This window comes from Nocardiopsis sp. NPDC058631 (genome assembly GCF_042716955.1).
Lineage (GTDB): Bacteria > Actinomycetota > Actinomycetes > Streptosporangiales > Streptosporangiaceae > Nocardiopsis.
Map to the genome: position 1 here is coordinate 35,032 of NZ_JBHXQY010000031.1, position 24,740 is coordinate 59,771.

At 70.8% G+C, this 24,740-nt stretch carries 19 protein-coding genes and 3 CRISPR repeat arrays; of the genes, 16 read left to right on the top strand and 3 right to left on the bottom strand.

The genetic code is table 11. The features are described from left to right. Nucleotides 1–23 precede the first annotated feature (23 nt). The 6 genes from ACFWTE_RS12995 to ACFWTE_RS13020 all read left to right on the top strand — a co-directional run bounded on the left by ACFWTE_RS12995 (nucleotide 24) and on the right by ACFWTE_RS13020 (nucleotide 6,717). Nucleotides 24–620 (top strand): TetR/AcrR family transcriptional regulator, encoded by a 597-nt coding sequence (locus ACFWTE_RS12995; RefSeq protein WP_378779546.1) that lies wholly within the window; start codon nucleotides 24–26, stop codon nucleotides 618–620. Between the two features lie 283 nt (nucleotides 621–903). After that, a CRISPR array of direct repeats spans nucleotides 904–2,149; the repeat unit is 29 nt; unit sequence CTGCTCCCCGCGCACGCGGGGATGGACCC. Between the two features lie 337 nt (nucleotides 2,150–2,486). Then, nucleotides 2,487–3,467: a DUF6924 domain-containing protein gene (locus tag ACFWTE_RS13000; protein WP_378779547.1), complete on the top strand. Its 981-nt coding sequence runs from the start codon at nucleotides 2,487–2,489 to the stop codon at nucleotides 3,465–3,467. Between the two features lie 280 nt (nucleotides 3,468–3,747). Next, nucleotides 3,748–4,218, top strand: coding sequence for a hypothetical protein (locus tag ACFWTE_RS13005; RefSeq protein ID WP_378779548.1), 471 nt, complete (start codon nucleotides 3,748–3,750; stop codon nucleotides 4,216–4,218). Beyond that, a complete protein-coding gene (locus ACFWTE_RS13010) occupies nucleotides 4,208–4,543 on the top strand; it encodes a transcriptional regulator (protein WP_378779549.1) in 336 nt (111 codons plus the stop codon). The genes ACFWTE_RS13005 and ACFWTE_RS13010 overlap by 11 nt, the downstream gene beginning before the upstream one ends. Before the next feature lie 49 nt (nucleotides 4,544–4,592). Beyond that, nucleotides 4,593–5,525 carry an aldo/keto reductase family oxidoreductase gene (locus ACFWTE_RS13015; protein ID WP_378779550.1) on the top strand — a complete coding sequence of 311 codons (933 nt, stop codon included), beginning with the start codon at nucleotides 4,593–4,595 and terminating at the stop codon, nucleotides 5,523–5,525. 367 nt (nucleotides 5,526–5,892) lie between these two features. Further along, nucleotides 5,893–6,717: an SAM-dependent methyltransferase gene (locus ACFWTE_RS13020; RefSeq protein ID WP_378779551.1), complete on the top strand. Its 825-nt coding sequence runs from the start codon at nucleotides 5,893–5,895 to the stop codon at nucleotides 6,715–6,717. 249 nt (nucleotides 6,718–6,966) lie between these two features. Here the strand turns inward: ACFWTE_RS13020 and ACFWTE_RS13025 are convergent, their stop codons facing one another. The 3 genes from ACFWTE_RS13025 to ACFWTE_RS13035 form a co-directional block, all read right to left on the bottom strand. Continuing rightward, nucleotides 6,967–7,341: a hypothetical protein gene (locus tag ACFWTE_RS13025; protein ID WP_378779552.1), complete on the bottom strand. Its 375-nt coding sequence runs from the start codon at nucleotides 7,339–7,341 to the stop codon at nucleotides 6,967–6,969. Next, the gene (locus tag ACFWTE_RS13030; protein WP_378779553.1) at nucleotides 7,338–7,868 is read right to left on the bottom strand and encodes an ATP-binding protein; all 531 of its coding nucleotides are present in this window, start codon (nucleotides 7,866–7,868) and stop codon (nucleotides 7,338–7,340) included. Before ACFWTE_RS13030 ends, ACFWTE_RS13025 begins: the two co-directional genes overlap by 4 nt. A gap of 112 nt (nucleotides 7,869–7,980) precedes the next feature. Next, on the bottom strand, nucleotides 7,981–8,922 hold the full coding sequence (locus tag ACFWTE_RS13035; RefSeq protein ID WP_378779554.1) for a Scr1 family TA system antitoxin-like transcriptional regulator: 942 nt from the start codon (nucleotides 8,920–8,922) through the stop codon (nucleotides 7,981–7,983). Between the two features lie 164 nt (nucleotides 8,923–9,086). Here ACFWTE_RS13035 and ACFWTE_RS13040 point away from each other — a divergent pair, with 164 nt between their 5' ends. The 10 genes from ACFWTE_RS13040 to cas2e all read left to right on the top strand — a co-directional run bounded on the left by ACFWTE_RS13040 (nucleotide 9,087) and on the right by cas2e (nucleotide 21,846). Continuing rightward, on the top strand, nucleotides 9,087–9,926 hold the full coding sequence (locus tag ACFWTE_RS13040) for a helix-turn-helix domain-containing protein (RefSeq protein ID WP_378779568.1): 840 nt from the start codon (nucleotides 9,087–9,089) through the stop codon (nucleotides 9,924–9,926). Nucleotides 9,927–9,928: 2 nt separating this feature from the next. Next, on the top strand, nucleotides 9,929–10,114 hold the full coding sequence (locus tag ACFWTE_RS13045; protein ID WP_378779555.1) for a DUF397 domain-containing protein: 186 nt from the start codon (nucleotides 9,929–9,931) through the stop codon (nucleotides 10,112–10,114). A gap of 123 nt (nucleotides 10,115–10,237) precedes the next feature. Then, nucleotides 10,238–12,341: a CRISPR direct-repeat array (repeat unit 28 nt; unit sequence CTGCTCCCCGCGCACGCGGGGATGGACC). Nucleotides 12,342–12,519: 178 nt separating this feature from the next. Then, nucleotides 12,520–15,426 (top strand): CRISPR-associated helicase Cas3', encoded by a 2,907-nt coding sequence (gene cas3 / locus ACFWTE_RS13050; RefSeq protein ID WP_378779556.1) that lies wholly within the window; start codon nucleotides 12,520–12,522, stop codon nucleotides 15,424–15,426. Then, entirely contained in the window at nucleotides 15,416–17,137 is a 1,722-nt protein-coding gene (gene casA / locus ACFWTE_RS13055) for a type I-E CRISPR-associated protein Cse1/CasA (protein ID WP_378779557.1), read from the top strand. Before cas3 ends, casA begins: the two co-directional genes overlap by 11 nt. Continuing rightward, nucleotides 17,134–17,775: a type I-E CRISPR-associated protein Cse2/CasB gene (gene casB, locus ACFWTE_RS13060; RefSeq protein ID WP_378779558.1), complete on the top strand. Its 642-nt coding sequence runs from the start codon at nucleotides 17,134–17,136 to the stop codon at nucleotides 17,773–17,775. Before casA ends, casB begins: the two co-directional genes overlap by 4 nt. A 145-nt stretch (nucleotides 17,776–17,920) precedes the next feature. Further along, nucleotides 17,921–19,108, top strand: a complete 1,188-nt coding sequence (gene cas7e / locus ACFWTE_RS13065; RefSeq protein ID WP_378779560.1) for a type I-E CRISPR-associated protein Cas7/Cse4/CasC — start codon at nucleotides 17,921–17,923, stop codon at nucleotides 19,106–19,108. Beyond that, nucleotides 19,105–19,824 carry a type I-E CRISPR-associated protein Cas5/CasD gene (gene cas5e / locus ACFWTE_RS13070; protein WP_378779561.1) on the top strand — a complete coding sequence of 240 codons (720 nt, stop codon included), beginning with the start codon at nucleotides 19,105–19,107 and terminating at the stop codon, nucleotides 19,822–19,824. Before cas7e ends, cas5e begins: the two co-directional genes overlap by 4 nt. Continuing rightward, a complete protein-coding gene (gene cas6e, locus ACFWTE_RS13075) occupies nucleotides 19,824–20,570 on the top strand; it encodes a type I-E CRISPR-associated protein Cas6/Cse3/CasE (protein WP_378779563.1) in 747 nt (248 codons plus the stop codon). Before cas5e ends, cas6e begins: the two co-directional genes overlap by 1 nt. Further along, nucleotides 20,567–21,505, top strand: a complete 939-nt coding sequence (cas1e, locus tag ACFWTE_RS13080) for a type I-E CRISPR-associated endonuclease Cas1e (protein ID WP_378779564.1) — start codon at nucleotides 20,567–20,569, stop codon at nucleotides 21,503–21,505. The genes cas6e and cas1e overlap by 4 nt, the downstream gene beginning before the upstream one ends. After that, a complete protein-coding gene (gene cas2e, locus ACFWTE_RS13085; RefSeq protein WP_378779565.1) occupies nucleotides 21,502–21,846 on the top strand; it encodes a type I-E CRISPR-associated endoribonuclease Cas2e in 345 nt (114 codons plus the stop codon). The genes cas1e and cas2e overlap by 4 nt, the downstream gene beginning before the upstream one ends. An 81-nt stretch (nucleotides 21,847–21,927) precedes the next feature. After that, a CRISPR array of direct repeats spans nucleotides 21,928–24,704; the repeat unit is 29 nt; unit sequence CTGCTCCCCGCGCACGCGGGGATGGACCC. Nucleotides 24,705–24,740 lie beyond the last annotated feature (36 nt).

The following is a 24,740-nucleotide window of genomic DNA, read 5'->3' on the forward strand; positions in this document are numbered from 1 at the left end:
CTGGAGGAAGGAAGGAGGGTGTGATGCCCACAGCGGACAACGCAGGGAAGGCGCCGGGGCCGGGCAAGCGGGCCGACGCGGTGCGCAACCAGCAGAAGCTCCTGGCCGCCGCCGCCGAGGTGTTCGTGACCTCGGGCGTCGACGCGCCGATCCGCGAGATCGCCGCCAGGGCGGGGGTCGGGATGGGGACCATCTACCGCCACTTCCCGACGCGGGCCGACCTCGTGGTCGCCGTCTTCCGCCACCAGGTCGAAGCCTGCGCCGAAGCCGGGCCGGCCCTGCTGGCCGAGGCCGACTCCCCGATGTCGGCTCTGCGCCAGTGGATCGACCTGTTCGTCGACTTCCTCGTCACCAAGCACGGACTCGCCAACACGCTGCAACCGGACAGCAGCGGCTTCACCGCGCTCCACACCTACTTCCTCGACCGGCTGCTGCCCGTCGCCGAGCAGCTGCTCGGCGCTGCGGTCGAGGCGGGAGAGGTCAGGTCGGGCGTGGGCGCCTACGAACTGATGCGCGGCGTCGGCAACCTCTGCATCGGATCCGAGGGCGACCCGCGCTACGATCCGCGCAGACTGGTAGCGCTGCTCCTCCAGGGGCTCCAGCAACCGGACGCTTCCTGAGGCCCACGGGCAGGGCGGGGGAGTCGCGGTGTGCGTTGAGTTGAGGCTGATGTGAGCCGAACGTGTCTGCCGGGGGCCGGGGGCCGGGGCGCTTCCATGGACGACGTGTGGAAGAGGATGTGTGACAGAGGCGGTGCGCGCGAGAATGGTTGAGGCCCGGTTTCGTCGGTTGGGGTTCGCGTCGCCAGTGTGTCCCTTTTGGGTTCTTGTGGGCCTCATGGCTGATTCTCGACAAGTTGCAAAATCGGTCGCTTGCCGCTGGTAAGTTGCCAGGTCATGGAGTCTGCTCCCCGCGCACGCGGGGATGGACCCTATGGCCGTACTTACGGGCGTATTCGTTGTTGCTGCTCCCCGCGCACGCGGGGATGGACCTTCGAATCCGTAGAAACGAACTCTGTTGATGCACTGCTCCCCGCGCACGCGGGGATGGACCCGTACGGTGTTGACGGCGAATATGGACCGGATACTGCTCCCCGCGCACGCGGGGATGGACCTGCGCGAAAACAACCGCACGTTAGCAACACTGCCTGCTCCCCGCGCACGCGGGGATGGACCCGGGGCGGGGTCGCCCTCGGGGATGGGGAACAGCTGCTCCCCGCGCACGCGGGGATGGACCCATGACCCTGAGAATCCGCACCGCCCACGAGGACTGCTCCCCGCGCAGGCGGGGATGGACCTATCGTGAACGGAATCATCAACGGCGTCACTGGCTGCTCCCCGCGCAGGCGGGGATGGACCCGCCACCGCCGCCGGGCGACTCCGGAGACTCCGCTGCTCCCCGCGCAGGCGGGGATGGACCCGCGGCCTGGTTGATGTTGCGGATCTTGCGCAGCTGCTCCCCGCGCAGGCGGGGATGGACCTGTTGCCGCGCCCCTGCGCCTCACTGAGGAAGGCTGCTCCCCGCGCACGCGGGGATGGACCCGTCGTTTTGCCGTCGCCGGTGGCCGCGCCGCGCTGCTCCCCGCGCACGCGGGGATGGACCCACGATCACGGTGCCGGGACTCGGTCCTACGAACTGCTCCCCGCGCACGCGGGGATGGACCCGAGCCCCTGGACACCATCAGCGTCAACAGCGACTGCTCCCCGCGCACGCGGGGATGGACCCGCGGCACCCAGGCCCTGGTCGAGCGGAGCGCCCTGCTCCCCGCGCACGCGGGGATGGACCCGTCGGTGCGATCCTGGCGGAGAACACCCAGGTCTGCTCCCCGCGCACGCGGGGATGGACCCGCGCCTGGGGCGGACGTGGACGCGGCCCTCGTCTGCTCCCCGCGCACGCGGGGATGGACCCCGCCGCCGCCCGCGAACGCGCCCGGTGCTGCGCTGCTCCCCGCGCGGGGATGGACCCCCAGGCAAGGAGGTGCTGCCCGCGCCGACGGAGCTGCTCCCCGCGCACGCGGGGATGGACCCTACGGCACCACCAACCCGTTCGCCGCCGTCCTCTGCTCCCCGCGCACGCGGGGATGGACCCCATAGATTCCGCCAGTTGTCAAGCAAAGTTCGCTGCTCCCCGCACGCACGCGGGGATGGACCCATCAGTGATGACGTCGATCAGAAGCGTCAACACTCGTTCGCGTGTTCAAGGAACACCCACGAGGCACGCGGCCAGGGAATGTCCATGAGATTCTGCGGCAGAACCGGTCCGGAGCCGCGCGGTCGAGGGCACAGCGGCACGTAGACCGGGCAAGCCGCGACGGGGCAAGGGCCCTGAGGGCAGAACCGCGTCGAGCGGCAGGGCGGAGCGGAGCGGCTTTTTGTCGGTCCGGGCGGATAGAAACGAACGATCTGTCCGTCACCCACTGCGAGGTACCCCTGATGCGTCCCGCCCTGCCCCTACCTCCGGCCGATGAGGGCACCCCGGTGCCTGGCATGCTGCTGATCCGCACCGACAACGACGACGCCGCCTGGCGCGACGTGCTCCACCGCATGGGCGAACTGCCCGGCCTGGTCACCCCAGGTTCGGGCGACGGTGCACCCGCCCTCGCGCCGGAGGAGGAGATCATTCCCCGGCGTCTGGTGGTGGTGGACGATCCTGCCTGGCGGGGCGCCACCCCCGAGGAGGTGCGCGAGGCTCTGCGCGAAGACGGGACGTGGGTCCCCGACCTGGTCCTGATGGCCACCGAGCGGACCGCGGCCACTCCGCATTCGCGCCCGTTGCGGGCGTTCCGCGACGACGGTGATGACGACTTGTACCTGTTCCGGATCACTCCTCTCCAAGCCGCCTTGACCTACCTGGTACTGCACCTCAACGACGTGGACAGCACCTTCGACGATTTCTATGAGTGGTCGCCCATCGCCCCTGAATGGGAGCCCGAAGAGGGCGAGGACCTCGATGAATGGGAGGCCGGCCTGCCCGACCCCGTAGGCGCCTACCTGGAGAGGCTGGACCCCGTCCCGCGCTACACGCCCCCGGCCCGCCCCCTTCCCCTGCTCACCCAGGAGAACGAGGGCCTGATCGTGCGCACCGACTTCAGCGACGACACCGCCTGGGAAACGCTCCTCGAAATGACATACCGCCCGGGTGACGGCAACCCCATCGACGACTTCAGTGACTACATCGACACGGTGCACGACTCGGTATTCGAGGGCGCCACCCCGGAACAGGTCCTGGCGGTGCTGCGCGAGAGCCCGGACGACTCCGGGCAGCCGGACTTCGTGATGATCGCGGACGGGGCCACCATGCGCGACCCCGGCCACCCCGTCCTGGTCGTGCCCTTGGAGGGCCGAATCGGGTGTGCGTTCCGCCTGGCCCCCGACCAGGTCGGGAACATGGCGGTCAACCTCGCGATCGGCAACATGGACATCGAGGACTTCATGGATGACGAAACCCTGAAGGCCATCAGCGGCTAGGGCGGTGATCAGCCCGCAAACGGCGACGGGCTGACCGGCACGCGCACGTCGACGCCGAGTTGTCCGGGGCCTGGAACTGCTCCCCGCGCACGCGGGGATGGGCCCGGTCGGAGCTCACCGGCCGCCCTCGATCGGAAGACCGCTCCTCCCCGGACCACCCTCTCCTTCGTGCCTGCCCCGAAGGTGCGCTGACCGCTGCCCTGAGACGGGAGGGGGTGGCCGTCAGACCAAGGCGGTCCCGATCTTGCTTAACTCGCAGGAAAGTGAAACGCTTAACTCCATGGAAAGTCATGAGTCGCCCCACGGCAGAACCCCGAAGGACGCCCAAGCCGCCCTCGACTCCCTGAACACCGACCGCTCCGCCCTGGCCGACCACATCGTCACGCCACCCTGGTTCTATCCGGCTCTTGCGGCCATCACCACGGTCATCGTCGCCGCCCCTGCCTCCCCCACACCCTTCGTGCAGCTCATGGTCGTCGCCGCCGCAAGCATCGCCCTGGTCTTCCTGGTGCTGGCCTACCAGAAGCGCACCGGCCTGGCGATCAGCCGCACGGCCGGACCCCGCAGCCTGGGGGTGCTGCTCGTGCTCGGCGCACTCGTGGCGGTGCTGCTCGTGGCCTCGTTGGCACTGGCTCTCTTCGAGGGGAAGCCATGGGTGGCCGTCACCGCCGGCCTCACCTACGTCACGATGCTGGCCGGATGCCGTGTCTACGACCGCGTCTACGACACCGAGCTGCGCAGTGGCCGCTGACCCCCGCTTCGACGAGGCCATCCACGCGCCCAACCGCCTGCGCATCTGCGGGTTGCTGCGCCCGGTCGACAGCGCCGACTTCGCGGTTCTGCGCTCGGCTCTGGGACTGAGCGAGGCCAACCTGTCCAAAACGATCCGAAGCCTGGCCGATCTCGGTTACGTGCGCACCGCCAAGTCCGCGTCGCCTTCCCGTGAGGACGCGCGCCGCACCACGACGGTCTCCCTGACCTCCGCCGGGAAGCGGGCCTTCGACGCCCATCTGGCCGCACTGCGCGACCTGGCGGAGGGGCGGCTCTCTCCCTCCGTCGATCGCCACGACGGCTGAGCCAGGGCGCACACACCCTCCGCCTCCCGCACGTGATAGGGAATTGACGATGAAGACCTTCACTCTGCCCGGCACCGAGATCACCGCACCCAACGTGGTGCTCGGCCTGATGCGCATCCAGGAGAAGAGCGACGAGGAGGTACGCACCCTCGTACGCACCGCGATCGACTCGGGCATCACCTTTCTCGACCACGCCGACGTCTACGGCAGCGAGCCGCACGGCTGCGAGCGCCGCTTCGCCGAGGCGATGCGGCTGAGCCCCGCCGAGCGCGAACAGCTGGTGATCCAGACCAAGGCCGGGATCGTCCCCGACGGTCCGTACTTCGACTTCTCCTACGAGCACATCATGGAGACCGTGCACGGATCGCTGCAGGCGCTCGACACGGACTACATCGACATCCTGCTGCTCCACCGCCCGGACGCACTCGTGGAACCGGAGGAGGTGGCACGCGCGTTCGACGAGCTCGCCGACGCGGGCAAGGTCCGCGCCTTCGGCGTCTCGAACCACACCCCGAGGCAGATCGACCTCCTGCGCCGCTACGTGACGCAGCCGATCGTGGCCAACCAGGTGCAGCTCTCGGTCACCCACGCCCCACTCATCGCCCAGGGCGTGGCCGCGAACATGCAGGGGCTGGACCAGTCCCTCAGCCGCGACGAGGGCCTCGTCGACTACTGCCGCCTGCACGACATCACCATGCAGGCGTGGTCCCCGTTCCAGGCCGGTTTCTTCGACGGGCCGTTTCTCGGCTCGCCGCGCTTCCCCGAGCTGAACGCGGTCATCGACCGGCTCGCGGCCAAGTACGGCGTGCCGCCGATCGCGATCGCGATCGCGTGGATCACCAGGCACCCCGCGCAGATGCAGGTGGTCATCGGCACCACCACGCCCGAGCGCGTCACCGCCGCCGCCCAGGGCTCGGACGTGCCGCTGACCAGGGCCGAGTGGTACGAGGTGTTCCGCGCCGCCGGGTACACCGTCCCGTAGGTCCACACGCAGCGGCCTGCCGAACGGGTGCAGTGCCTTTTGCCCGTCCGTTCGGGAGGCCGCTCCGGCGGTCGACCGGCCTCCCGCGCACGATCGACGCCTCCGTTCCCGCGCCCGCGCCGCGACGGGCGCGGGAGGTGATCGGGAGGTGATCGGGAGCGAGAGCGGGGCGCCGGTGTACAGGCCCCAAAAGCCCTGCCACACCGGCATGAATCGCAGGTGCCGGGCGCCGCGCCTCGGCTCGTCAGGGGGTCGTGTCGTCTATCATCAGTGCCACTAGATCCCGGCTAATAGTGGGATTCCAGGAGTGTGAACGCTGGATTCTCAACTTTGCGGCGGCCCCCTGCGTACAGAGGTAGATGTTCCGATGACTGACGACCCGTCCCTTGCCACTTCCGCCCCGGGTTCCGAGCGGCCCCCGCAGATCGACACCACGCGGACCCACTCGGCCCGGATCTGGAACTACTGGATGGGCGGCAAGGACAACTACCCGGTCGACCGCGAGGCCGGCGACCAGGTGGCCGAGTTCTTCCCCGAGATCAGGGACCTGGCCCGCACCAGCCGTGACTTCCTGATCCGCGTCGTGACGCACCTGGCGGGCGAGGCGGGCATCCGCCAGTTCCTCGACATCGGCACCGGGATGCCCACCGCCAACAACACCCACGAGGTCGCCCAGTCGGTCGCCCCGGAATCGCGCGTGGTCTACGTGGACAACGACCCGCTCGTGCTCGCGCACGCGCGCGCACTCCTCGTCGGCACGCCCGAGGGGGTCACCGACTACATCGACGCCGACCTGCGCGACCCCGACAGGATCCTCGAACAGGCCGCGCAGACCCTGGACTTCGACCAGCCCGTCGCGCTCATGCTGATGGGAATCCTGGGCCACGTCCCCGAGGACGAGATCGTGCCGATCGTCCGCCGGCTCATGGACGCCCTGCCGTCGGGGAGCTACCTGGCCAGCTACGACGGCTCCAACACCAGCGAGGCCTACAACGCGGCCATCGAGGTCGGGAACAAGCAGGGTGCGGTCCCCTACCTCCTGCGCAGCCCTGAGGTGATCGCGGCCCGCTTCGAGGGCCTGGAGCTGCTGGAGCCCGGCGTCGTCCCCTGCCCCCTGTGGCGCCCCGCCCCCATCGAGGTCGGCACCCGCCGCGGCATGGACCAGTACGGCGGGGTGGCGCGCAAGCCGTGATGCGCTGAGGCGCCACCGGCCCGTTCCCGAGAGGGAATGGCGCCCGCTCGGGGGACCGGACGCGAGCCCCTGACCGGTCGGCCCCGAACACGACAAGGCCTCCCCGGCGGATGCGAATCCGGCCCGGGGAGGCCTTGTCGTGGAGCGGTCCTCGTGGTGGCGGACTCCTCCCTTTCGCAAGGTCCATGGAGAGCCCAGCGGTTTCCGGCGCTCGTGGGCCCCGGGCCCGCGAGTACGGATGAGGTGCCGTCAGAGCAGGGGCGACAGCACGTGGTGGGCGAAGGCCCCGAGCGCCGCCGCCAGGGTGTGGCAGCACAGGGCCAGGCCGAGCCCTCCGCCCTCGCGAACCCGGCGGTGGGAACGGGGACGGGGGAGAGGCGGACGGGCAGCGGACCGGGAGACCCGGGCGGACTGCGTGAGCCGGGCGTCGTGGGTCTCCATCCAGGCGGGCAGGACACCGTGGCGCAGGCGGTAGTCCACCCTGGGGTTGCCCCGCATCTGGTTGAGAAGACGCTGTTCCCTGGTCTGGGCGGGCGGGTGCTGGGGGCGGGAGAAGCGATGACCCCGTGGCGCGTCCAGGACCGTGCGTATCCCGATGGACAGGGGTGGGGCGGACGCGCTCATCGGGCATCTCCGCTCATCGCAGAGGCGTCGAGGGCGAACTCGGCCCAGACCACGGTGCCCAGGCCCTCGCAGAAGGGGAAGTCCACCACCCGGCGGGTTCCCCACGCCGTGGCCAGGTGGTCGACGAGCAGCAGGCCGCGACCGCGTTCGGCGTCCTGCCACTCCTGCGGGGTGCGCTGGCGGGGGATCCGGGGCCTGCTGCCCCGGGCGCCGTCGTCGATGACGGACAGGCGCAGAGCGGCCCCGGCCCGGGAAGCTGCGGGAACCGCCAGGGTACGGATGACCCGCCCCTCGTCCTCGCCCGACCGCGAGTGGGCGACCGCGTTGGCGAACATCTCGCTCGCGCAGAGCACGACGGTCTCCACCAGGTCCGAGCCGATCCCGGCGAGCCGGGCCAGGTCGGCGCGCAGATCGGAGCGGACATGGCTGGTGGTCGCCAGGGTTCCGGCGTAGAGGCGCGGTTCCCAGCGGGGACCGGGTGCGGCGGGTGTGGGGGAGGCGGTAGGGGGCTGCGGCACAATGGTCATGTCGGCATCTCCTTGGTTAAGAACAAATGGGTGCTGGCCGAGCCCTGGGGGTGTTGTCATCACCCGCCGGGGCATTCGTGTGTCCGGTCAGGGACACGTGGGCAAGCGGCTGTCAGGCCGGTGAAGTGGTGTTCGAAGCGGTGTGGGCGGAGGGGTCGGTCCGGTCGGTGGCGGAGCCGGTGGTGAGGGCGCGCGGTTCGGGCCTGTCCGGGAAGCGTTCGGCGGCCTGCTCCAGGATCCGCAGGGAACTCGCGGCGGACAGGGACACCCCCTGGAGGGTGGCGAAGAGGTCGCCGTAGCTCTTGACCTGGGTGGCGTCGGTGACGAGGTGGCCAGGGCCGTGGGGGAGCGGGGCGTAGGCCAGGTTGTGCCGGGGTGAGAAGGACAGGGTCCAGAACGCGCCGCGCAGGCCGGGGTGGGGTGCCGTGCCCTCCGGGATGACGTGGACGGTGACACTGTCCGTCCTGGCGAGATCGCGCAGGTGGGACAGCTGTTCGCGCATGACCTCCGGTGGGGCGACGGGTCGGGTGAGGGCGGCCTCGTCGACGATCAGGTAGTAGTAGGGCGCTCCGGAGAACAGTCCCGAGATCTCGCGCACGGCGGGGCGGTCCGTGAGGAAGGAACTCGACTCCATCGGGCGCTCCGCCCGGAGCAGGGCGCGGGCGTACTTCTTGGTGAGGTAGCCGTCGGGCAGGACCAGGGGCGCGTAGTGGCGGACCTGGTAGGTCTGGAACAGGAGGTCGGCCACGGTCGCCCCGGTCTGCAACCGGGAGCTGAGGAGGGTCTGCGCCCAGGCGTCCCACAGGACGCCTTCCGCCTCCAGGGCCTTGTCCAGGTGACGGATGACCTTGCTGTCGGGCTCGGAGGAGCCGGTCTCGATGTCGTGGACCAGGTCGGGGTACGTCAGGGCCCCTTTCGCGAGGTCCTCGACGGACATACCGAGCCGCTCCCGCGCCGCCCGCACCCGCTCGCCGTACCGAGCCCATCCCGAGACCCGCTTCAGTGAAGCCTCCGTGTCGGGCGCTCCGGTCCGTGTCTGACGGATTGCAGCCATGACGTACCTCCTGTGCCGTGGAAGACATGCGCCTCGCTCGTTACGGAGAGGTTGAGGCTGATGACAAGTAGAGCCTATGAAATCCGCAGATGCAATCCGCATCTAAGAATTCCTTGCTTTATTTGTGGGTCTTCTGCAGGCAAGGCACTATGGACTGTATGACTATGAGTCCGACTGTCGCTCAATGGCAGCTTGCTACCGAGATGCGCAAATTGCGCGGAGATCGAAAGCTTGCTGACGTGGCTAGAGCCGTCAGGGTCAACGTCTCCACTGTGTCTCGCTGGGAGACGCCAGGTGTGGAAGGCGTGGTCCCTGGGCCAGGCAGCCTTGAGCGCCTGCTGGAGTACTACGAGCTGAAGCCGGAGGTCATCCAGCGCTTCCTCGGCATGCGCAAGGAAGCCCGCTCCTCTGGTTGGTGGCAGTCCAATGGTGTCGCTGAGGACTACGGCACCTACATCGGCCTCGAAAGCGCTGCGCAGCGTCTACGCACGTATGAACCGGTTCTCATTCCTGGCCTTCTACAGACCGAGGGTTACGTGCGTGCCCTCTTCAAGGGCACTATGCCCAGCGCGCTGCCTGAGGCTGTCGACGCCGGGGTGCGAGTTCGACTCAGCCGACAGGAGGCATGGTCGGCCAATGGGGCTCGCCTGTGGGCCATCGTCAGTGAGGCCACGATCCGTACCACTGTCGGTGGCCCTAAGGTGATGGCTGAGCAAGTCCGCCATCTCATCCGGGCTGCGGAGCGGCCGAACGTCACTCTCCAGGTCTTGCCGTTCGAGGCGGGTGCCCATGCGGCTCTGGAGATCGGCAACTTCACCCTGCTCACCCTGGATGAGTTGACGGTGCTGGTGACTGTCACTGATAACACAAGTCTCTTTTGGGACGATCAGGGCTCAGTGGGGCGTCACGAGGAAGTGTTCGAGCGCCTGCTCGCGGATGCCTGGCGTCCGACGCAGACGATCAGCTTCCTGGAAGGAGCCACCCGGGCCCTGGAGAAGGAGTAGCAATGCAGCCGCACGCCGCGACCTGGTTCACGTCGAGTTACAGCGGAACTTCGTCCAATTGCGTGGAGGTCTCCGACCTGGGCGACGCCACGGCGGTGCGAGACACCAAGCATCGGGAGCTCGGTTTCCTGGCCTTCCCTGCCAGGGAATGGGATGCCTTCATTCGTGATGTGCGGGAGGGCGGTTGAGGGGTGATTTTGTTGTCTTATGTTGAAAAAGTTGACGTATGGGTGTCGGTGCGCTTGATGTCTGGTTCTCGACAAGTTGCAAAATCGGCTGTTTTCCGCTGGTAAGTTGCCAGGTCATTGAGTCTGCTCCCCGCGCACGCGGGGATGGACCCGACGGCGGTCTCGGCGATGGTCCCGATGTCCTCTGCTCCCCGCGCACGCGGGGATGGACCCGACGAAACCCGAGCAGCCATCCTCAACGACATCTGCTCCCCGCGCACGCGGGGATGGACCTGGCGGTCAGGGCCCGGGAACGAAGGTCGGGCACTGCTCCCCGCGCACGCGGGGATGGACCCGTCAACTGCTGGAGGTTGGACCCCAGGTTCTTCTGCTCCCCGCGCACGCGGGGATGGACCCAATACCGTCCACGGCAGGCTTGATAGCGTTCACTGCTCCCCGCGCACGCGGGGATGGACCAGCTACAAGCTCCGGAAGAAATGGCAGGATGAACTGCTCCCCGCGCACGCGGGGATGGACCCAACGCTGAGTGGGCACTCAGGGCGACCACGACCTGCTCCCCGCGCACGCGGGGATGGACCCCCGCGCGCACGCGCGCGCGAGGCACTGACGCACTGCTCCCCGCGCACGCGGGGATGGACCCACGGCCGCCTTGCCGCCGGCACTCTTGTCTCCCTGCTCCCCGCGCACGCGGGGATGGACCCGAGGTCATCTCGGAGACCACGCTCCGCGTGCGCTGCTCCCCGCGCACGCGGGGATGGACCCCCCGCCTCGTTCGAAGCGGGGTTTTCGCATGTCTGCTCCCCGCGCACGCGGGGATGGACCCTACATCGTCTACGGGGCGGGCTCCGGCCAGGACTGCTCCCCGCGCACGCGGGGATGGACCCCCCGAGGTCGCCGAAGCGGTCAAGCGTGCCGCCTGCTCCCCGCGCACGCGGGGATGGACCCGACATGCACGTCGTCCGCGACGGCCGCCCCGGCTGCTCCCCGCGCACGCGGGGATGGACCCCTCGGCGCGTCCTCGGCCCTGTCCGCGCCGACCTGCTCCCCGCGCACGCGGGGATGGACCCGTCACCGACGACGGCGACATCACTGTCGTCAGCTGCTCCCCGCGCACGCGGGGATGGACCCCGTATACGTCGTTCCAAGAGACAAGAGACGTACTGCTCCCCGCGCACGCGGGGATGGACCTTGGACATGGGAACTGGTTTGGGTCAATGGGAACTGCTCCCCGCGCACGCGGGGATGGACCCCGGGATCTTTGGCTTCCGACTCTCACGTCTTCCTGCTCCCCGCGCACGCGGGGATGGACCCGGGATCGCTTCCGCGCGGAACTCGACGTAGTTCTGCTCCCCGCGCACGCGGGGATGGACCCACCACACGGCCCCAGCCCGCCCGACCCGAAGGCTGCTCCCCGCGCACGCGGGGATGGACCCCGCACCTGGTCCAGGTTGGCGAACGGGCCGTCCTGCTCCCCGCGCACGCGGGGATGGACCCGTCCCGCCCCTGTCTCCGTGTCCCTGAGGGGGCTGCTCCCCGCGCACGCGGGGATGGACCCGACAGCTCACCGAGCGCTTCCGCCTTCAGTACCTGCTCCCCGCGCACGCGGGGATGGACCCCCGACCACGCCCCGGTCGACCAGGGCGGCCCACTGCTCCCCGCGCACGCGGGGATGGACCCCCTGGCCATGGGCAACAAGAAGGCGCTGGCGACTGCTCCCCGCGCACGCGGGGATGGGCCCTGCTCTCCCTGGCGGAACTGGCCACGTGGGCGCTGCTCCCCGCGCACGCGGGGATGGACCCATCATCGGGATTTTCTCCGGCCTGTGGGACATCTGCTCCCCGCGCACGCGGGGATGGACCCCCGCGGGTGGCCACCCGCTGCGCGCTTTGGCCCTGCTCCCCGCGCACGCGGGGATGGACCCGCCCCTTCCGCGTAGACCCCGAAATCGTGCGTCTGCTCCCCGCGCACGCGGGGATGGACCCGCCACAGGCCACCGGCCGGGGTGGGGTGAGAACTGCTCCCTGCGCACGCGGGGATGGACCCCTGCACCATGGCCTCGGCCACGGATGGATGGGCTGCTCCCCGCGCACACGGGGATGGACCCCGCTTGATGAGCCGCGACTCGGGCACGTCGACCTGCCTCCCCGCGCACGCGGGGATGGACCCAGCTCGCAGACGGTACCGCCGGGCAGCTCCACCTGCTCCCCGCGTCTGCGGGGATCGTCACCACCCATCCCCCGCCACCACCCCCTGTGACCTCTGGCGCGCCTGCAAAGGGTGGTACCAAATACCACAAGAGTCCCAATTTCGCGGCAGAACCCGTGAGTAACAACTGACCGCATTCGGTCGGAACAATGTTCGAAAAACGCCGCGAGATCAACCGCAAGTTCGGTTGAATATCCGGCATGACCTTTCACGTCAAGCCCGTGGCCTGGGCTGACACGTTGTCCCCGGCCGCTCGCGCAGTGTGGGCCAAGCACGACCGCGACTCCGACGGCTGGCTTCCGCTCCACCGCCACATGGCCGACAGCGCCGCCGTCGCGGGCAAGCTCTGGGACGCATGGCTCCCCGCCCAGGTGCGCGACCACATCGGTGATGTCCTGCCCCGGGGAGCCGACGACGCCCGCTGTCTGGCCGTCTGGCTCGCCGCCACCCACGACATCGGCAAGGCCACCCCCGCCTTCGCCTGCCAGGTCGAGCACCTCGCGGACGACATGCGCCGTGAGGGCCTGGAGATGCCCCTCCAGAAGCAGATGCCCGACCGCAACCTCGCCCCCCACGGCCTGGCCGGACAGCTCATCCTTCGGGACTGGCTCGTGGAGCACCACGGCTGGAAGCCCCGCGACACCCACCAGCTCACCATCGTCGCCGGCGGCCACCACGGCGTCCCTCCCGGCTACTCGGCCATAGCCGAACTCGACAAGCACCCCCAGCTTCTGCGCACCCCCGGCCACGAGAGCGCCTGGATCTGCGCCCAGACCGAACTCCTGGACACCGCCGTCCGGATCACCGGAGCGGTCGACCGCCTCTGCGACTGGAAGTCGCTCAAGCTTCCGCAGACCGTGCAGGTCCTGCTGACCGCCCTCGTCATCGTCGCGGACTGGATCGCCAGCAACCCCGACTTCTTCCCCTACTTCCCGGGCGAGCGCGGCACCGACCCCGAGCGCACCAGGGAGGCCTGGCGCCTCCTCGACCTCCCCGCGCAGTGGAAGGCCGAGGAACCCGAGGGCACCGCGGCCGAACTCTTCGCCCAACGCTTCGCCCTCCCCGAGGGCGCGACCGTTCGCCCCGTCCAGGAGCAGGCCGTCGAGGCCGCCCGGCAGATGTCCGGCCCCGGGCTGATGATCGTCGAGGCCCCCATGGGCGAGGGAAAGACCGAGGTGGCCCTCGCCGTCGCCGAGATCTTCGCGGCCCGCTCCGGCGCGGGCGGCTGCTTCGTCGCCCTGCCGACCATGGCCACCAGCAACGCCATGTTCGGCCGCTACCTCACCTGGCTCGACCACCTCCCCGGGATGCCCGCCCAAGCCGCCTCCGTGTTCCTCGCCCACTCCAAGGCGCACCTGAACGAGGAGTTCACCCAGCTCATGGGCGGCGGGCGCCGCCTGGCCACCGACACCGACCGCGACGCGGCCGACGAGGGCCCCGGCAACACGCCCCACACCCCCGCCGCCCTCACCGCCCACCGCTGGCTCCGGGGGCGCAAGAAGGGCATGCTCTCCTCCTTCGCCGTCGGCACCGTCGACCAGCTCCTCTTCACCGGTCTCAAGAGCAAGCACCTGGCCCTGCGCCACCTGGCCATGGCGGGCAAGGTCGTCGTCATCGACGAGGCCCACGCCTACGACACGTACATGAACGCCTACCTCGACCGCGCCCTGTCCTGGCTCGGCAGGTACGGCGTCCCCGTCGTCGTCCTCTCCGCGACCCTGCCCGCCCGGCGCAGGCGCGAGCTGGCCGAGGCCTACACCGGCACGTCGGGGGAGGGGTACGAGGAGATCGGCAAGGCCCGCGCCTACCCCCTGATCACCACCGCCGAGACCGGTGCCGAACCGCGCCTGCACGCCCCCGCCGCCTCCGGCCGGGCCACCGACGTCGTCGTGGAACCCCTGTCCGACGACCTCGGCGCGCTCACCGCCCGACTGGAGCACGCCCTGGCCGGCGGCGGCTGCGCCCTGGTCGTGCGCAACACCGTCGCGCGCGTCCACGAGGCCGCCGCGCACCTGCGCGCCCACTTCGGCGCCGACACGGTCACCGTCACGCACTCGCGCTTCCTCGCCCTGGACCGCGCCGCCAACGACGAGGCGCTCGTGGCCGACTACGGCCCGCCCGCCAAGGTCGCCGAACTCGTGGGAAAGCGCCCCACCCGCCACATCGTGGTCGCCAGCCAGGTCGTGGAGCAGTCCCTGGACGTGGACTTCGACCTCCTGGTCACCGACCTCGCCCCCGTCGACCTCATGCTCCAGCGCATGGGGCGCCTGCACCGCCACCCGCGCGGACAGCACCAGAGCGAGCGGCCCGAACGCGTGCGCCGGGCCCGCTGCCTGGTCACCGGCGTGGACTGGGGCGAAGTGCCTCCCAAGCCCGTGCGGGGATCGCGGACGGTCTACGGCGAGCACGCCCTCCTGCGTTCCCTCGCGGTCCTTCGCACCCGTCTGGAGGCCGAGGCCGCGGAAGGGGACACCGCCCGCACCGTCCGTCTCCCCGACGACATCAGCCCCCTGGTCCAGGACGCCTACGACGACGCGGCCACCGCCCCCCTCACCTGGGAGGAGGCGATGGCCCGGGCCCTGGACGCGCACGAGACCGAGCAGGCGCGCAAGGGCGAGAAGGCGCAGACCTTCCTGCTCAAACCGGCCGCCCGGGACGGCCGGGCCCTCATCGGCTGGGTCGAGGCCGGGGTCGGCGAAGCCGACGACACCCAGGCCGGAAAGGCCCAGGTCCGCGACACCCGCGACAGCCTGGAGGTCCTGGTCGCCCGCCGGGCCGCCGACGGCACCGTGACCACCGTCCCCTGGCTGGCCGACGGGCGGGGCGGGCTCGCCCTGCCCACCGGCACCGCGCCGCCGCCCGCCGCCGCGCGGGCTCTCGCGGCCTCCGCTCTGCGGCTGCCCTACCAGTTCACCTTCCCCAAGGAGCTGGACCAGGCCATCACCGAACTCGAAGCCGACGTCGTCCTCGCCTGGCAGACCAAGGACGCCCACTGGGTCGCCGGTGAACTCGTCCTCTTCCTGGACCAGGACGACCGCGCCGAACTGGCCGGATTCCGACTCCACTACACCCCGACCGACGGACTGGAGGTCCACCGTGCCGACTGACGCCTCCGGGTCAGCGTCACCCCCGCCGCCACAGGCGTCCCCGCCGCACCCGCCCCCGGCCGCCTTCGACCTGACGAGCCGACCGTGGATACCCGTCCAGCGGCTCGACGGCACCGAGGCCGAACTCTCCCTCACCGAGGTCTTCGAGCAGGCCTCGCAGGTCCGGCGCCTGGTCGGGGACGTGCCCACCCAGGACTTCGCCCTCCTGCGGCTGCTCCTGGCCGTCCTGCACGACGCGCTCGACGGGCCGCAGGACATCGAGGACTGGGCGCAGCTGTGGAACGACGGTGACGGGGACATCCCGGCGGACCGGGTCCGCGACTACCTGCGCGAACACCGGGGCCGCCTCGACCTGCTGCACCCCTCCACCCCCTTCCTGCAGGTCCCGGACCTGCGCACGGCCAAGGGCGAGTACTCCGCGCTGGACCCGATCGTGGCCGACGTGCCCAACAACGCGCGCTTCTTCACCATGCGCGCGCACGGTGCCCAGCGCCTGGGCTTCGCCGAGGCCGCCCGCTGGCTCCTGCACGCCCACGCCTACGACACCTCCGGGATCAAGTCCGGTGTGGTGGGCGACCCCCGGGTCAAGGGCGGCAAGGTCTACCCGCAGGGGGTGGGCTGGGCCGGGAACCTCGGAGGGGTCTTCGTGGAGGGCGACGATCTGCGCGCGACACTTCTTCTCAACCTGCTGCCCCGCGACACCGACAACCTGCGCTTTCGGCCCGACGACCGACCCGCCTGGCGCCATGAGCCCGCCACCGCCGAGGCCCTGACGGGAGCGCAGGCCCAGACCCGGCCCCACGGCCTGCGTGACCTCTACACCTGGCAGAGCCGCCGCGTCCGCCTGCACCACGACGGCGACGCGGTCCACGGGGTCCTGCTCGCCTACGGCGACCCCCTCACCCCGCGCAACAAGCACGACCGCGAGCCCATGACCGCATGGCGGCGCAGCCCCGCCCAGGAGAAGAAGCTCGGTGAGGAACAGGTCTACCTGCCCCGGGACCACGACCCCGCCCGCAGCGCCTGGCGCGGGCTCGGAGCCCTGGTCACCGGCCAGGTCCGGGGAGCGGAACAGCGACGCGAGGCCGCCAAGATCGTGCGGCCGCGCGTCCTGGACTGGATCGCGCGCCTGACCGTGGAGGGTGCACTGGACAAGGACTTCCTCATCCGTACGCGCCTGGTCGGCGCGGTCTACGGCACCCAGCAGTCCGTCATCGACGAGATCGTGGACGACACCGTCGCCATGCCCGTGGTCCTGCTGCACGAGCAGGACAGCTCCCTCGGCCAGACGGCGGTCGACGCGGTCAACGACGCCGAGGAGGCGGTCATGGTCCTGGGCGACCTGGCCACCGCCCTGGCCGAAGCGGCGGGGGCGGAGACCGAGGCTCCCCGGGCCACCGCCCGCGACCGGGGCTTCGCCGCGCTGGACGAGCCCTTCCGCAAGTGGTTGCGCGACCTGGAACCTTCCGACGACCCCCTCTACCCGGGCGAACAGCGCCGCCAGTGGCAGCTCACGGCACGCCTGGTCGTGTCCGGTGTCGCTGACGACCTCCTCGGCTCCGCCACCGAGGCCGCCTGGACCGGCCGGGTCGTCGCCGCCAAGAACGGCTCTGTCTGGCTCAACGCCTCCCGCGCGGACCTGCGCTTCCGCTCAGGCCTGCGCAAGGCACTCCCCATGGCCACCCCCGACGACCCGGAGGCACCGCAGTGACCACCGCGAACACCACCGCCCACGTGCCCGACCTCAGGAAGGTCGGCGCGCTCGTGGACGAGCGCGTCCGAGAACTCCAGGGTGGTTACCTCAAGGACCTCTCCGCGGCCGTCGCCACCCTGGCCAAGCTGCGCCGGGGCGCGGGCAAGCCCATCGAGGCGGTCCCCGAACTGGTGGGGCTGACCCTGGACCACCGCTTCTACGAGGCGTTCGCACCGCAGGACCCGCGCACCGAAGCAGCCGAGGCCGCCGCCCACGAGGCACTCACCCTCTACGCGCTGCACCAGCAGTCCAAGAGGGAACGGGGCATGCACAAGCGGGGCAGCGGGCTCGGCGGCGCGGTGCGACGCCTCATGCCCGGCGGCGACATCGACGAACCACTGCGCAAGAGGTTCGTGCAGGCCGGCAGCGCCGCCGACCACGCCACCCGCCTGGACCGCCTCCGCGGCATCGTCAGCCTCCTGCGCGCCCAGGACATCCCCCTCGACTACGGGCTCCTGGCCGACCAGCTCCACGACGCCCGCACACCGGCCGGTGCCGCCCGGGTGCGCCGGGCATGGGGGCGCGGTTTCCAGGCCTACCGGTCCGAGCAGACCGACGACACGCCGCCCGACGCCGAACCGGGCACCCCCGCCTGACAAAAAACCGGGCCCCGACCCGGAACGGGGACCGGCGCCGACCCGCGCGGGCCGCGCCAGGCCCCGCCCCGCGCCGGGCCCCGCCCTCCCGCCACGCCCCTCCCACGTGCCCTGACGGGCACCGACAAGACGACGAGGACACACCATGAGCCGCACCATTCTCGACGTGCACGTGTTGCAGACCGTGCCGCCCAGCAACATCAACCGCGACGACACCGGCGCCCCCAAGACCGCCGTCTACGGCGGGGTCAAGCGGTCCCGCGTCTCCAGCCAGGCGTGGAAGCGCGCCACCAGGATCGCTTTCGAGTCCCTGCTCGACCCCCAGGAACTGGGCACCAGGACCAAGCGCGTCGCCGAGCTCATCGCCGCCCGCATCCGCGAACTCGACCCCTCCGTGCAGGAGGCCGAGGCGCTCACCCTCGCCGCGGAGACCGTGCAGACCGCCACCGGCTCCAAGATCGAGGTGCCCAAGCGCAAGGCCGACGCCGCCAAGAAGAAGGGCGACAAGGAGCCCGCCCCCGAGTCCGCGTACCTGATGTTCCTCAGTGCCCGCCAGCGCGACGGCCTGGCCGCACTCGCCCTGGAGGGACGCGAGGACATCAAGGCGTTCCTCAAGGAGAAGGACAACAAGGCGCGCGCCAAGTCCGTCGCCGACACCCGCCACTCGGTGGACATCGCCCTGTTCGGGCGGATGGTCGCCGACGGCGCCGACATCAACGTGGATGCCGCCGCGCAGGTCGCGCACGCCATCAGCGTCCACGCCGTCGAGAACGAGTCCGACTACTACACGGCCGTGGACGACCAGAACCCGGAAGAGGACACCGGCGCTGGCATGATCGGCACCGTCGAGTTCAACTCCGCGACCCTGTACCGGTACGCGGCCGTGGACGTGGACCTGCTCCGCAAGAACCTGGGGGAGGGGCTGCGCGAGGACGAGCCCGTCACCGAACCGCTGCGCCGCGCCGTGGAGGCGTTCGTGCGCGGGTTCGTGGAGTCGCTGCCCACCGGCAAGATCAACACCTTCGGCAACCACACCCTGCCCGACGCGGTCGTCGTCAAGCTGCGCGACTCCCGGCCCATCAGCTTCGTGGGGGCGTTCGAGGAGCCGGTGACCGCCGCGTCCGGGCACGTGGCCGAGGCCAGCGCGCGCCTGGCCGACCACGTCTCCCAGGTCGAGCGCGCCTACGGCGCCGAGGACGGCGTGGACACCTGGGTCGTGCAGGTGGGGGAGCGCACCGCCAAGCTCTCCGGCCTGGGCTCCGTGGTCTCCCTCCCCGAGCTGGTCTCCCAGGTCGGCGCGGCGGTGGCCCAGCGTCAGGCGCCGACGGCATGAGTGCCCTGCCCCTCGTCCTGGCGGGCCCGCTCCAGTCGTGGGGTTCGGCGTCCCGGTTCGCCAGGCGCGGCACCGAGCACGCGCCCACCAAGAGCGGGGTCCTCGGCCTGCTCGCCGCCGCCCTCGGACGCGACCGCACCGCCGACCTCTCCGACCTGGCAGCACTGAGGTTCGGTGTGCGCGTGGACCAGCCGGGCGTGCGCGTCCGCGACTACCAGACCGCGAAACACCTGGTCACAGGCGTGTCCATGCCGGTGTCGGAGCGCTACTACCTGTCCGACGCGGTGTTCGTGGCGGCGGTCGAGGGCGATTCCGAGCTGGTCGCCGACCTGTACCGGGCCGTGCGCAACCCCGTGTACCTGCCCTACCTGGGCAGGCGCTCCTGCCCGCCCGCGCGGCCCGTCGACCTGGGCGCCCCGGTTGAGGGCACGGTCGAGGAGGTTCTGGAGCAGACGCCCTGGCAGGCGGCCCGGTGGTTCCAGCGGCAGCGCCGCTGGAGGGGAGAGGAACGGGTGGAGCTCAGCACCCTCGTCGACGCCGAGCCGGGACAGACCCGGGCGGACTCCCTGCGGGACCTGCCGCTGAGCTTCAACCCCCTGCACCGGCGCTACGCCCTGCGGTCGGTGAGCCCGGGGTCGGTCCGCGTGCCGAACCCGACGGTCCGCCGCACCGCACCCCCCGACCACGACCCCGTGTCCGCACTGGGAGGCAGCTGATGTACCTCACCCGATTCCGGTTCAACACCAACAGGCCGGGGAGCAGGAGACTGCTGTCCTCGCCGCAGGCCACACACGCCGCCGTGCTGGGCGGGTTCCCCGACCTGCTCCCGGGCGACCCCGGAAACCAGGGAGAGGCGGGGGCGCCGCGCGTGCTGTGGCGGGTGGACCGCAACGCACGGGCGGAGGTACTGCTGTACGTCGTGAGCCCGACCGCACCCGACCTGACCCACCTGGTGGAACAGGCGGGATGGCCGGCCGCGGAGGCGCCCGGATGGCAGTCCCACGACTACGGCGCTTTCCTGGAAAAGTTGGAGGCGGGGCAGACCTGGGCGTTCCGGCTCACCGCCAACCCCGTGCACAGCATCCGGCGCAAGGACGGGGAGCCCACCAAGGTCACCGCCCACCTCACCCCCCGCCACCAGGCGGGATGGCTGCTGCAGCGGCAGGAGGCGTGCGGGATCGAGATCGTGCGCAAACCGGTCGAGCAGCAGCTGCTTCCGGGCGAGGACGAACACGAGCTGGTCGTGCACGGGCGCGACGCGTCCGGGTTCGACAAGCCCGACCCCCGGACCGGGAGGGGGAAGGGGAACGGCCGCATGCGCGTGCCCCTGGTGACCGCCACCTTCGACGGCAGGCTGACCGTCACCGACCCCGACGCCCTGCGCCGCGTGCTGTGCGCCGGACTGGGGCGGGCCAAGGCGTACGGCTGCGGCCTGATGACCCTGGCGCCGGTGGGCCGATGACCACGGTGAGCAAGCGGCGTGCCTCCACACCGCGCGAACTGACCAGGATCGGCGAACGGCTCTCCTTCGTCTACCTGGAGCGGTGCATCGTCCACCGCGACGACAACGCGATCACCGCCGAGGACGGCGAGGGCGTGCGGCACATCCCCTCGGCGACCATCGGGACCCTGCTCCTCGGTCCGGGGACCAGGGTCACCCACCAGGCGATGGCCCTGCTCGGCGACAGCGGGGCGGGCGTCGTCTGGGTGGGGGAGAGAGGGGTGCGCTACTACTCGGGAGGCCGGGCGCTCACCCGGTCCTCCGCCCTGGTCGAGGCGCAGGCCAAGGCCTGGGCCAACAAGCGGACGCGCCTCGACGTCGCACGGGCCATGTACCGGAAGCGGTTCCCGGGTGAGGACGTCGAGGGCAAGAGCCGCCGTGAGCTGCTCGGGATGGAGGGCGACCGGGTCAAGGCCTGCTACCGGGAGAACGCCGCCCGGACCGGGGTGGAGTGGCGCGGGAGGAAGTACACGCCCGGCGACTTCAACTCCGGTGACGCACCGAACCAGGCCGTCACCGCTGCGGCACAGTGCTTCTACGGGGTCGCGCAGTCCGTGGTCGCGGCGCTCGGATGCACCCCCGGGCTGGGGTTCGTGCACTCGGGGCACGAACAGTCGTTCGTCCTGGACATCGCTGACCTGTACCGGGTCTCGGTGGCCGTCCCAACGGCCTTCGACGTGGCGGCCGAGAGCGAGGAGGAAGTGGGGTCGCGCACCCGGCGGGCGCTCCGCGACCGCATACACAAGCTCGAACTGCTCGACAAGTGCGTGGACGACATCAAGTCGCTACTGCTGGCGGGCGTCGGCGCCGAGATCGAGGAGACGGACAGCGTCGGGCTCCAGGTGGATCGGGGGCCGGACCTGGAGTCCGGGCGCAATTACGGGGTGATCTGGTGACGGTCATCATCCTGACGAACTGCCCGGCCGGGTTGCGGGGCCTGCTCACGAGGTGGCTGCTGGAGATCTCACCGGGAGTCTTCATCGGAGGGCCATCAGCGAGGGTGCGCCAAGTGCTGTGGTTCGAGGTCCAGCAGTACGCCGGAAACGGCCGGGCCCTGCTTGCGTACTCCACGAACAACGAGCAGGGTTTCACCTTCGAGACCTTCGACCACAAGTGGAGGCCGGTGGACCACGAGGGCATGACTCTCATCCAGCGGCCGAAGCACCAGATAGCGGAGCCGGTTCCGGTGAAGAAGGGGTGGAGCAAGGCGTCGAAACGCCGACGCTTCGCCAAATGAGGTCTTGTGTCTCCTATGTCTAATTCGCAACAACATGCAAATTTGAGGGGTGGCGCGAGATAGACGCGCAGGTCAACGAGACTGCTCCCCGCGCACGCGGGGATGGACCCCATCCTCCGAGACGACGGAGCTTCCTTCGCCGCTGCTCCCCGCGCACGCGGGGATGGACCCCCCATCACCCAAGGCTCCAAGACCAAGAGCCGCTGCTCCCCGCGCACGCGGGGATGGACCCCCGGAGGCGGCAGAAGCCGTGAAGGAGGCGCGCTGCTCCCCGCGCACGCGGGGATGGACCCATGGACGTCAATGGTCTGACCTGGCTCATATCCTGCTCCCCGCGCACGCGGGGATGGACCCATGGCCGAGGCCGAGCAGAAGCACGGCGGACCCTGCTCCCCGCGCACGCGGGGATGGACCCGCCAGATCAGCCGAGTCGCTGCGGACCCTGAACTGCTCCCCGCGCACGCGGGGATGGACCCCGGGTGCCGTTGGGGGTCTGGTGGGCGATCAGCTGCTCCCCGCGCACGCGGGGATGGACCCATCACCTACCCCGACGGCGCCGACGCCGCCCACTGCTCCCCGCGCACGCGGGGATGGACCCGGGTCGCGGATGCCGTTGATCTGGGCGCTCATCTGCTCCCCGCGCACGCGGGGATGGACCCAAAAGCCGCCGCTGATTCCACATCTTCCACAGCTGCTCCCCGCGCACGCGGGGATGGACCCTTCTCCTCCTGCTCAGGGGTCATGGTCATGCTCTGCTCCCCGCGCACGCGGGGATGGACCCTACATCCTGGAGCTCGCCGCGAACCCGGACGGCTGCTCCCCGCGCACGCGGGGATGGACCCGAGGAGTCCTAATGTCCGACACCCAGGTCCGGACTGCTCCCCGCGCACGCGGGGATGGACCCTTGCCGCGTTGATAGGCACATCCGCGTTGAAGCTGCTCCCCGCGCACGCGGGGATGGACCCGAAACCAAACCATTCCAGAGCGCGGAGACTTTCTGCTCCCCGCGCACGCGGGGATGGACCCCACCTGGGCGCTCTCGGAGAGCTGGCGGGAGACTGCTCCCCGCGCACGCGGGGATGGACCCACCTACATCGCCCCCCGCATCGGGCTCCCGCACTGCTCCCCGCGCACGCGGGGATGGACCCGAGGACCTGCAGGTCCTGGTCGAGGCCGCCCGCTGCTCCCCGCGCACGCGGGGATGGACCCTGGATGACGCGGCCGATCTCACGGCTGCTGCGCTGCTCCCCGCGCACGCGGGGATGGACCCTCGATGTGGTCGCCCTTGTCGGCATCGGTGAGCTGCTCCCCGCGCACGCGGGGATGGACCCGCTGACACGATTTCTCCACAAACGCCCCCCAGCTGCTCCCCGCGCACGCGGGGATGGACCCAGGGCCAGGCAGAGGGCGGCGCCAACGGTGAACTGCTCCCCGCGCACGCGGGGATGGACCCAGCAGGTCAAAAAAGCGAAGGCTGGTAGGTGGCTGCTCCCCGCGCACGCGGGGATGGACCCCGCGCCACCGTCGGCCTGCCTGGCCTCGGCGGCTGCTCCCCGCGCACGCGGGGATGGACCCGCTAGCGACCACTGGTCGTCAATGGTCAGCAGCTGCTCCCCGCGCACGCGGGGATGGACCCTGGACCGCATCTCCGCCCAGCGCACCCTGACCCTGCTCCCCGCGCACGCGGGGATGGACCCTTCTCGCCGTCGACCAGGGCGCGCACGAGGTTCTGCTCCCCGCGCACGCGGGGATGGACCCGACGGCGAGGTGGAGCGGGCTTCCGAGCTGGACTGCTCCCCGCGCACGCGGGGATGGACCCTGGCGCTTGCACACCCGCTCGATCCCACGCGACTGCTCCCCGCGCACGCGGGGATGGACCTACCGTCCTCGGGATCATCACCGGGGACTGGAACTGCTCCCCGCGCACGCGGGGATGGACCCAGGGCGCCGGCAAGTCGACCGCCGGACGACTGCTGCTCCCCGCGCACGCGGGGATGGACCCCAAATAGCCCGCGACCACGGTGTTTCTCCCTCCTGCTCCCCGCGCACGCGGGGATGGACCCGACTACAGGGCCGCCGAAGTGAGACAAGCCTTCTGCTCCCCGCGCACGCGGGGATGGACCCGCGGCCCACGGAAGGGCCGTGCCGCCGTGTGTCTGCTCCCCGCGCACGCGGGGATGGACCCACGCCTGGGAGATCCAACGCGAGTGCGGCTTCCTGCTCCCCGCGCACGCGGGGATGGACCCCTGATCATCCGCCTGCGCCGCCGCTACGACCGCTGCTCCCCGCGCACGCGGGGATGGACCCGAACTGGTGGACCTCGGCTACACCGTGGGGATCTGCTCCCCGCGCACGCGGGGATGGACCCCCGGCGACGACGTACACGGCGAGCAGATAGTCCTGCTCCCCGCGCACGCGGGGATGGACCCCGCCCACCGAGTTGTTCACCTGGATGGGGATGCTGCTCCCCGCGCACGCGGGGATGGACCCGGTACTGGGAGCCGCTGGAGCGCTCGGCGCGCCTGCTCCCCGCGCACGCGGGGATGGACCCGTCTTCACGTGCGCGGTGGCGGCGGCCTCGATCTGCTCCCCGCGCACGCGGGGATGGACCCACGGGCTCCTTCAGGAGGCGGACCTGATTGACCTGCTCCCCGCGCACGCGGGGATGGACCCTCCAGGGCGGGCGGTGGCACCGTCGAGGACCACTGCTCCCCGCGCACGCGGGGATGGACCCACCCTGCGCACGTCCTGGTCGATCCCGGCGACCTGCTCCCCGCGCACGCGGGGATGGACCCCTCGTGCCCGTCGAGCTGAGACGTGCGCCGAACTCTGCTCCCCGCGCACGCGGGGATGGACCCGAGACGCCTTTCGAGCTGCTGACCAGGTACCGCTGC

Coding starts and splice junctions, on each gene's coding strand:
- ACFWTE_RS12995 (WP_378779546.1), top strand. CDS start 24: ATGCCCACAGCGGACAACGCAGGGAAGGCGCCGGGGCCGGGCAAGCGG.
- ACFWTE_RS13000 (WP_378779547.1), top strand. CDS start 2,487: ATGCTGCTGATCCGCACCGACAACGACGACGCCGCCTGGCGCGACGTG.
- ACFWTE_RS13005 (WP_378779548.1), top strand. CDS start 3,748: ATGGAAAGTCATGAGTCGCCCCACGGCAGAACCCCGAAGGACGCCCAA.
- ACFWTE_RS13015 (WP_378779550.1), top strand. CDS start 4,593: ATGAAGACCTTCACTCTGCCCGGCACCGAGATCACCGCACCCAACGTG.
- ACFWTE_RS13020 (WP_378779551.1), top strand. CDS start 5,893: ATGACTGACGACCCGTCCCTTGCCACTTCCGCCCCGGGTTCCGAGCGG.
- ACFWTE_RS13025 (WP_378779552.1), bottom strand. CDS start 7,341: ATGAGCGCGTCCGCCCCACCCCTGTCCATCGGGATACGCACGGTCCTG.
- ACFWTE_RS13030 (WP_378779553.1), bottom strand. CDS start 7,868: ATGACCATTGTGCCGCAGCCCCCTACCGCCTCCCCCACACCCGCCGCA.
- ACFWTE_RS13035 (WP_378779554.1), bottom strand. CDS start 8,922: ATGGCTGCAATCCGTCAGACACGGACCGGAGCGCCCGACACGGAGGCT.
- ACFWTE_RS13040 (WP_378779568.1), top strand. CDS start 9,087: ATGAGTCCGACTGTCGCTCAATGGCAGCTTGCTACCGAGATGCGCAAA.
- ACFWTE_RS13045 (WP_378779555.1), top strand. CDS start 9,929: ATGCAGCCGCACGCCGCGACCTGGTTCACGTCGAGTTACAGCGGAACT.
- cas3 (WP_378779556.1), top strand. CDS start 12,520: ATGACCTTTCACGTCAAGCCCGTGGCCTGGGCTGACACGTTGTCCCCG.
- cas7e (WP_378779560.1), top strand. CDS start 17,921: ATGAGCCGCACCATTCTCGACGTGCACGTGTTGCAGACCGTGCCGCCC.
- cas5e (WP_378779561.1), top strand. CDS start 19,105: ATGAGTGCCCTGCCCCTCGTCCTGGCGGGCCCGCTCCAGTCGTGGGGT.
- cas6e (WP_378779563.1), top strand. CDS start 19,824: ATGTACCTCACCCGATTCCGGTTCAACACCAACAGGCCGGGGAGCAGG.
- cas1e (WP_378779564.1), top strand. CDS start 20,567: ATGACCACGGTGAGCAAGCGGCGTGCCTCCACACCGCGCGAACTGACC.